Source organism: Maricaulis sp., assembly GCF_030149515.1.
GTDB lineage: Bacteria > Pseudomonadota > Alphaproteobacteria > Caulobacterales > Maricaulaceae > Maricaulis.
Map to the genome: position 1 here is coordinate 152,569 of NZ_JASBRI010000015.1, position 8,490 is coordinate 161,058.

Annotated in this window: 5 protein-coding genes; 4 read left to right on the top strand and 1 reads right to left on the bottom strand. The window is 64.0% G+C overall.

From position 1 onward, the window contains the following. Positions 1-52: 52 nt before the first annotated feature. The gene (locus Q1U94_RS07220) at positions 53-2,761 is read right to left on the bottom strand and encodes a TonB-dependent receptor (RefSeq protein ID WP_300543026.1); all 2,709 of its coding nucleotides are present in this window, start codon (positions 2,759-2,761) and stop codon (positions 53-55) included. 246 nt (positions 2,762-3,007) lie between these two features. On the opposite strand from Q1U94_RS07220, the gene Q1U94_RS07225 reads away from it, so the two are divergent. The 4 genes from Q1U94_RS07225 (at position 3,008) to Q1U94_RS07240 (ending at position 8,267) form a co-directional block, all read left to right on the top strand. Then, complete coding sequence (locus Q1U94_RS07225) at positions 3,008-4,264, top strand: serine hydrolase (protein ID WP_300543027.1); 1,257 nt, start codon at positions 3,008-3,010, stop codon at positions 4,262-4,264. After that, entirely contained in the window at positions 4,257-5,861 is a 1,605-nt protein-coding gene (locus tag Q1U94_RS07230) for a GMC family oxidoreductase N-terminal domain-containing protein (RefSeq protein WP_300543028.1), read from the top strand. Before Q1U94_RS07225 ends, Q1U94_RS07230 begins: the two co-directional genes overlap by 8 nt. A gap of 11 nt (positions 5,862-5,872) precedes the next feature. Continuing rightward, positions 5,873-7,294 carry a coniferyl aldehyde dehydrogenase gene (locus Q1U94_RS07235; RefSeq protein ID WP_300543029.1) on the top strand — a complete coding sequence of 474 codons (1,422 nt, stop codon included), beginning with the start codon at positions 5,873-5,875 and terminating at the stop codon, positions 7,292-7,294. A 214-nt stretch (positions 7,295-7,508) separates the two neighbouring features. Beyond that, the gene (locus Q1U94_RS07240; protein ID WP_300543030.1) at positions 7,509-8,267 is read left to right on the top strand and encodes an SDR family oxidoreductase; all 759 of its coding nucleotides are present in this window, start codon (positions 7,509-7,511) and stop codon (positions 8,265-8,267) included. Positions 8,268-8,490: the final 223 nt, after the last annotated feature.

Genomic DNA, 8,490 nt, shown 5'->3' on the forward strand with positions numbered 1-8,490 from the left:
GAAGGCTAACCAGCCTTCGCCCGTCTTCAAAGTCATTTTTGAACGATGTTCACTAACCGCGGACGCGGAAGGTCACCCCGTAGGTCTGCGGGTCGCCCGGATAGGCGTTATAGCTCGTGCCGAGGTAACCGACCGACGGGAAGCCGCCCTTGGTGTAATCCTCATCCGTGAGGTTCCGGGTCCAGATCTGCAGCGCCCAGCTTTCGTCCTCGCTGCCGATCGTGGCCGACGCATTGAACAGCGTGAAAGCGTCCTGCATGGCGAAGGGCCGCGGATCCTGCGAAGTCGTGTGCAGGAACTCCGAGACATAAGTCGCTTCACCGCGCCAGTCGATTTCCCAGCCATTGGAGAGCGGCGTGGTCAGGGTCGCCGTCAGCGATCCGACCAGTTCAGAATTGCCGCGATCGCGGCCGGTCAGATCGTTGAACAGGGCGGTCACACCGGCATCATTGGTGCGCTCATTGCCGATTTCGCAGAGTGCGTAGTCCGGATCGCCGGCATCCCACACACCGACACCACCGAACCTGTCCGGACACGGCGCGAACTCGTAATCGCCGTAAACGCTCTCGAACAGATATGTGAAGCCGCCGGTGAACAGGAGATTTTCCGTCGGTGCCCACTGGCCTTCGAATTCCAGGCCGGACACCTCGATTGAACCGGCATTCTCGAGCGCGAACCCGTTGCCGACGAAGTTGTTGGTCTGGAAGTCCTCGATAGTCTGGTCGAAATAGGCGACCGCGTAGACAAACCGGTTGCCGAAGAGCGAGCCCTTGGCGCCGATTTCATAGGACTCGGAGGTTTCTTCCTCGAACTCGAACACACCGGTGAAGGCTGCATTCGTCGAGACGTTGAAGCCGCCCGGCTTGAAGCCCGTCGCATAGCTCGCATACACGTTCAGCGTATCGGACACGTCATAAGAGAAGATGATGTTGCCCGAGAAGTTCGTGTCGTTGCGCGAGGTCGGGAAATTCCCGGCATTGACCGGCGGGAAGTTCTGGAAGGCGGTAAAGCCGAGCAGCGGGTTGAGCGCCGTTCCGGCAAAGATCGCCGGCAGCGGAGCCGCCGGATTGATCGGCGTACCGTCCGGATAATGGGTCAGGCCCTGGCCAAGCAGGAGCGAGGGCACCAGGAAGGCGCAGGCATCCCCGCCGACCACCGGGAACAGGCCCGGATCGCACGTGCCCGGCGAGACCAGGCGCAGATCCTGGCCCAGATCGACAAAGGAAAAGGCCGACAGCGGATCCGGCTGATCGATGACCGTTTCCATGTTCTTGCTCTCGTCGGAATAGCGGCCGCCGAGTGTTACCGTGAACTGGTCCGTCAGGTGGAAGTCGAGCTGCCCGAAGACCGACCACGCATCGGTGTCGTACTCGTAGTCTTCGAGAATGAGGCCGTGGCTGGTTGCGACAAAGCCCTCGGACGGCGTTGTCGGAAGACCTGCATTGCCTGACGGAAGCGGCACGAAATTACCCACGCCCGCCGCCTGGTTCATGTTCAGGAAGATTTCGAGCAGCGAGACGCCACCCGTTCCCGCCGGAAGGCCGAGCCCTGCAACGATCGGCGCGACACTCGGCGCAGATGCCGCGTCGAAGAAGGCGCGTGCGTCCGAACCGTAGGGTGTCGTGTTCTCGAAGTTCAGCTCGTTGCGGTAGTAGAACGCACCGGCCATCCAGTCGACGAAATTGTCGCCGGTCGAAGTGATGCGGAATTCCTGGGTAAAACTGTCATATTCGTTGCGGATATTCCGCAGGCTGACCAGGTCGAGATCGGAGAAGTCGGCGTCGAAGCGCTGGTCTTCGTTGTAGTTGCGGTAGGCGGTGATGCTCGTCAGCGTGAAGTGTTCGAAATCATGGTTGATCTCGGCCGATATGCCTTGCGTGGTCAGCTCGGTGTTGAGATCGCCATCGATTGCGATCCTGTCGCCGCCTTCCGGATCGGCGGGCACCGCCGTGCCGCCAAGACCGACCAGGGCCGCCTGGTCGATCGGATCGTAGAAGGCAAACGGCGCTGCGCAGCAATTCTCGTCGATCGTGCCGTAATCGCCGATGATCCGGATCTCGGTGTTGTCGCCCGGATTCCACAACAGCTGGCCACGGAAGTTCTGGCGGTTGCGATTGTTGATCTCGCGTCCGTCGACTGCTTCGATATAACCGTCATTGAAGTGCGTGGTCGCATCCAGGCGGAACGCCATCGTGTCGTCAATCGGCCCGGTGAAGGAGCCACGCGCCTGCATCATGCCGTAATTGCCGAAGGTCACGTCGGCGACATAGCCCGGCTCGTATTCCGGCGCCTGGGTGATGATCGAGACAACGCCGGCCGGTGTGTTGCGGCCGAACAGGGTCGACTGCGGCCCGCGGATCACTTCGACCCGTTCAACCGAGAGGAAGTCGTTGATCGCCGAACCGGAACGCGGCCGGTAGACGCCGTCGATGAAGATACCGACCGACGGCTCGAGGCCCGGGTTGAAGCTGGACGTACCGATGCCGCGAAGATTGAATTCCGTATTGGTCGAGGTCGCGAACTCGGCGACGCGCAGCGAAGGGATCAGGGTCTGCAGGTCCGCGGCATCGCGAATCTGAGTCTGTTCGATCTGCTCGCCCGTCACAGCCGCCACGGAGACCGGCGTATCCTGCAAGGTCTGTTCGCGCTTTTGCGCCGTGACAGTGATCACATCGATCTGTGCCAGAGCGCCCGAGGCCCCGATCAGGCCCGCGAGGATAGCGGTCGTGCCCAGAACGGCCGCCTTGTTGAACTTGGTCATGGATTAACTCCCCTCTTCACGCGGTATATTCTGCCAACCGATCCGCGTTCATGCCCGTTATATGAACACTGCTCACGGCGGATGTCAGCCGCTTTATCCGATTTCCGCAAAATCCTGCGCCGATTGATGCACGCAATCCTCACCCGGAAATTCGAAGGACCGGTCCGCTCTCGCTCTTTTCAAGCGTTGGAACTCTGCTAGGCTGCGTAGTGAACAGCGTTCAATAAGCTGTCGTTGGGGAGAGAAATGAAGAAAGTAATCATAGGCTTGGCTGCGGTCGTTGTTTCGGGCGTGGTCGCGGGAGCCGGTTGGTATTATCGCCCCTGGTCCGAATACTCGCCGGCCGAAATCCAGGCAGCCACGCATCCGGACCGGCTTGCCGCAACCTTTCGCGACATGGGCGAAGTATTCCCGTATCGCGAGATTCGACCCGCCGATTCGGCCCGCCCCCTTCCCCGAAACGATGCCCGGACGACCGTTTCCTACACGTTCGAAGGTGAGCTCCGCACGGTCGATGACTGGCTTGAAGACTCCGATGCGACGGGCCTGATGGTGCTGCACGATGGTCAGGTCGTGCACGAGCAATACTTGCTCGGCTCCGCCCCCGAGACCCGCCATACCTCCTGGTCAGTGGGCAAGAGTTATGTTGCCACGCTGATCGCGATAGCAATGCAGGAGGGCCGCATTGCCAATCTAGACCAGACTGCCGAAATGTTCGCACCGCAGTTTGCCGGCACGGACTATGGTGACACGACGCTGCGTCACCTGTTGATGATGTCGGCCGGTGTCGATTTCGAGGAAGACTATTCCGCGCCCGATTCGGATATTCGGCGCCTCTTCTTTGGAACCAATATTTTCGGACGCAATGTCGACAGTATGGTTGCCCAAGTCGAGCGCAATCGCTCCCCGGGCGAAGACTTGCACTATGTCTCCGCCAATACGCAGGTTCTCTCGGCCGTTGCGCGCGGTGTCTGGCGCGCGCCGCTGGCCAGTATAGTCGAAGAAAAGATCTGGCGGCCGCTGGGCATGACCGGTGAAGCCTACTGGAATCAGAATGTTGCCGGAGACAAAGGAATAGCGATCGGTTATTGCTGCCTCAATGCAACGCTGGAAGATTATGCCCGCTTCGGCCAGTTCTACCTGCAGGACGGGGTCTGGAACGGCGAACGCCTCCTCCCGGAAAGCTGGGTCCGCCGGGCCACCCGCCCGAATGCAGGTTTCCAGGAGGCGGGGCCGGACGCAGTCTACCCCCATCGCGGTTACGGCCTGCACTTCTGGGTTCCTGAAAACCATGACGGCGAATACTTCATGGCCGGCGTCTACGGCCAATATGTCTGGGTGGATGAGCGCCGCAATATTGTCATTGCCCGCACTGCGGCCGACACGCAGTGGAGCGCCCGGACCGCTGAATCCCTGGCCGCCATGCGTGCACTGGCGGCCCATTACGGCGCCCCCGTGATGCATAACGCTGCCGGTACGATGCCGGAGGCCGGCGATGAGTGACACCGAGTTCGACTATATCGTCTGCGGGGCCGGTTCGGCCGGCTGCACGGTCGCCGAACGCCTCTCGCGCGACCCCGGCGTCACCGTTCTGGTGCTCGAGGCCGGCGGCTCCGACAACAGCCCGGTCATCCGCACGCCGATGCTGCTGCAATACGCCGTCACCGGCGAACAGTTCAACTGGGGCTACTGGACCGAGCCGCAAGAGCATCTGAACGGCCGCAAACTGCTCTGGCCGCGCGGCAAGACGCTGGGCGGTTCGTCCTCGATCAATGCCATGCACTACATGCGCGGCGCCCCGGAGAACTATGACGAATGGGAGCGCGAATACGGCGCCGAGGGCTGGAATTGGGCCAATGCCCTGCCCGCGTTCAAGGAGGTCCAGCACCAGACCCGCGGAGAAAGCGAACTGCACGGAACGGGCGGCCCGCTCTGGGTCTCCGACATCAAGCCGCTGCACACGCTGACCGAGGATTTCCTCAAGGCTGCCGACCAGCTGCAGTACAGGCGCAACGACGATTTCAACGGCCCGGACCAGGAAGGCTTCGGGCCCTATCAGGTCACGCAGAAGAAGCACAAGCGCTGCTCCGCTGCGGACGCCTTCCTGCGCCCCGCGCTTGAGCGCGACAACTGTTCCGTGAAGACCCGGGCGATGGTGCGCCGGGTCCTTCTGGAAGGCGGCCGTGCCAGCGGCGTCGAGGTCGATCTCGACGGCGAGACAACGGTATTGACGGCCCGCAAGGAGGTCATCCTGTCCGGCGGGGCGATCAATTCGCCCCAGACCCTGCTGCTCTCGGGCATCGGGCCGGCCGGCGAGCTGCGCGCCGCCGGTGTCGGGGTGGAGCACGACCTGCCCGGTGTCGGCAAGAACCTGCAGGACCATCTCGACGTCACCGCACAGGTCTGGACCAGGTCTGCCAGTTCGATCGGCCGCTCGCTGCGCTCCCTGCCCCACCACATGTATATGGTGGCGCGCTGGGCGCTGATGGGCGACGGTCCGTTCACGGTGAACCCGGTCCAGGGCGGCGCCTTCATCAAATCGGCCTATGCCGGCGACCTGCCCGATCTGCAGCTGGTCTTTATCCCGGCCATCTCCAACGATCACGGCAAGGAGAAGATCAACGGCCATGGCATCACGCTGCATGTCTGCCAGCTCTATCCCAGGAGCCGGGGCGAGATCACGCTGAAATCGGCCGATCCATACGACCACCCCGCCATCCAGCCGAATTACGGCGCGGAGGAGTGGGATCTCGACGTGCTCACCGACGGCCTTTCCAGGGTGCGCGACATTCTCAACGCCCCGGCCTTCGACCATGACCGCAAGGCCGAGCGCTTCCCGGGCCCGGATGTATCCACTCTGGCCGAGCTCAAGGATGATGTGAGACAACGGGCGCAGACGCTCTATCATCCCACCTCCACCTGCGCGATGGGATCGGGCGAGCTCGCCGTCACCGACAGCCGCTGCCGGGTGAAGGGGATAGACGGTCTGCGCGTCGTCGACGCCTCGGTCATGCCGCGCCTCGTCGGCGGCAACACGAATGCACCCACGATCATGATCGCCACCCGCGCCGCGGCGATGATCGCCGAAGACAACGCCTGAAGGAGGTTTCCATGAGCGAAGCCGAAGCCCGCCAGATCGAACGCATGAAAGCCCTGCTGGAGGCCCAGAAAACGGCCTTCAGGGGCGAACGCCACCGGCCCGTCGACAAGCGCAAGGCCGATCTCGACCGCATCGCGCAAATGTGCCGCAAGAATGCCGATGCGATCGCCGATGCGATCAGCCGGGATTTCGGCAATCGAGCGCGCCAGGAAAGCATTATCGCCGAGATCGCCTTCGTCATTCAGGACGTGGCCCATACCAGGAAACACCTGGCCAAATGGATGAAGACCCGGCGCGTCGGCGTGCCGATGACGCTGCAGCCCGGACGGGCCGAGATCCGCCGCGAGCCCAAGGGGGTCGTCGGCATTATCGCGCCCTGGAACTATCCTTTCCAGCTGGCGATTGCCCCGCTCGTCGCCGCCCTGGCGGCGGGCTGCCGCGCGATGATCAAACCGTCGGAATACACGCCCGCCACGGCGGAGCTGATGAAGTCATTGCTGGCCGATGCTTTCGAGGACGATCATGTCACGGTGATCACCGGCGGCCCGGCGGTCGGCGAAGCCTTCACCAAGCTGAAATGGGACCATCTCTTCTATACCGGCTCCACCCAGATCGGGCGGCTGGTCGCCCTTGCGGCCGCCGACAATCTCGTGCCGGTGACGCTGGAACTGGGCGGAAAGTCCCCCGCCATCGTCACGCCGGGCTATCCGCAGGATGCCGCGGCGAAATCCATCGCCTGGGGCAAGTTCTTCAATGCCGGTCAGACCTGTGTCGCACCGGACTATGTGATGGCACCCCGCGGGACGGAACGCGATCTCGGCGAAGCGATCATCCATGTCGCCGCCGCCCAGTTTCCCGATGCCTCCTCGGACGATGCCTATACGGCCATCGTCTCGGACCGGCACTATGAGCGCCTGACCGGGCTGCTCGACGAAGCACGCCAGGGCGGTGCCGAGATCCTGCAGCCCGAGCATGACGCCCAGGCGGCCCAGGCCGCACGGAAAATACCGCCGACCGTCGTTCTCAACCCGCCCGCCGGCGCGCGCATCATGCAGGAGGAGATTTTCGGCCCGCTCCTGCCCGTCATCGGTTACAGCGAGCTCGATGCGGCGACCGGTTATGTCGGCGAACGCGACCACCCGCTGGCGCTCTATGTCTACTCCACCGACAGGACGAAGGCCGAGCGCGTGCTGGACGAAACCATGTCGGGCGGTGCGGGCGTCAATACCAACATCCTTCACCTCTCCGTGCCCGACCTGCCCTTCGGCGGTATCGGCGCGTCCGGCCAGGGCGCCTATCACGGCGAGGCCGGATTTCTGACGTTCACCCACGAGCGCTCGGTCTTTTCCACCGGCAAGTGGCATCCCTCCCGCCTGCTCGCCCCGCCCTACGGCACAATGTTCAAGACGGTGGCCAAGCGCCAGATGAAGTAGGTGTCCTCCTCAGCCGCAGGCGCGGGGGCGGCGGACCGCGGCCCCGACGCAAGACGGATAGACCGCCGCGGGGGAGTGCAGCGGACCGACCGGGCTCGACGCCCCCTTTCCTCCTCCGGGTGGGCAGAAAGCGCGTCGGCGCACGCCCCACCTTGGCCCTGCCCGCGACTTGCGCTAGCACGCTGGGTCCACACTCACGCACAGGACCCGCCCCATGTCCCTCCCGCTTGCCGGAAAACGCGCCCTCATCACCGGATCCAGCCATGGCGTCGGCCTGGCGACGGCGCACCTCTTTGCCGCCCAGGGCGCAGACGTCGTGCTGCACGGCAATGCCAATATGGCCGATGCGGATCATGCCGTGCAGGCGATCGGGCCGAAGGCGCTGGGCGCCGTGCAGGCCGACCTGTCCCGGCCGGGCGCCGGGCGCGAACTCTATGACGCCGCCCTGCACCTCGCCTCGGGCCGGCTGGATATCGTGGTCAACAATGCCGGTATTCACTGGGCCAGCCCGCTGGACAGTTCCGATGCCGAATGGGAGCGCAACTGGGCCGTGACGCTGCAGGTCAATCTGATGGCCGTCGCGGATATCTGCCGGGCCGCGATTCCGGAAATGGCCGGCAATGGCGGCGGGGCCATCGTCAATATCGCGAGCCGCGCCGGCTATCGCGGCGAGGACCGCAATCATATGGCCTACGGCGCCTCCAAGGGCGCCCTCCTCTCGCTGACCAAGACCATTGCCCGGCAATGGGGCAGCGAGGGTATTCTCGCCTATGCGCTGGCCCCCGGCTGGATCGACACCCGCATGGGCCCGCAGGCCGACGAGGACCGGCGCACGGCCGAAGCGGAAATTCCCATCGGCCGGATGGCATCGGCCGGGGAGATCGCCGCCATGGCCGCCTTCCTGGCCTCCGGAGCCTGTGCCAGCGCGACCGGCAGCTGTATCGACATCAATGGCGCAAGCTATGTGAGATAGCCTTCGTCCCCACGGCATGCGGGGAAGCGGGCGACGCCCGGCATCGGGGCGAAGGGCGGCCGGGCCTGCCCGCCTGGCAGAACTGGGCGTGGCGCGTATCAGCCACGGGCCCTCCCCCTACACCGCCCTGATGGAACAGCTCAAGGCTGCGGCCGCCGGCGCCCCGGAGCAGGGTCAGCCGGACTAGCCGGTCTCGCTGCCGGGAATGGAATCGGGGTCCAGC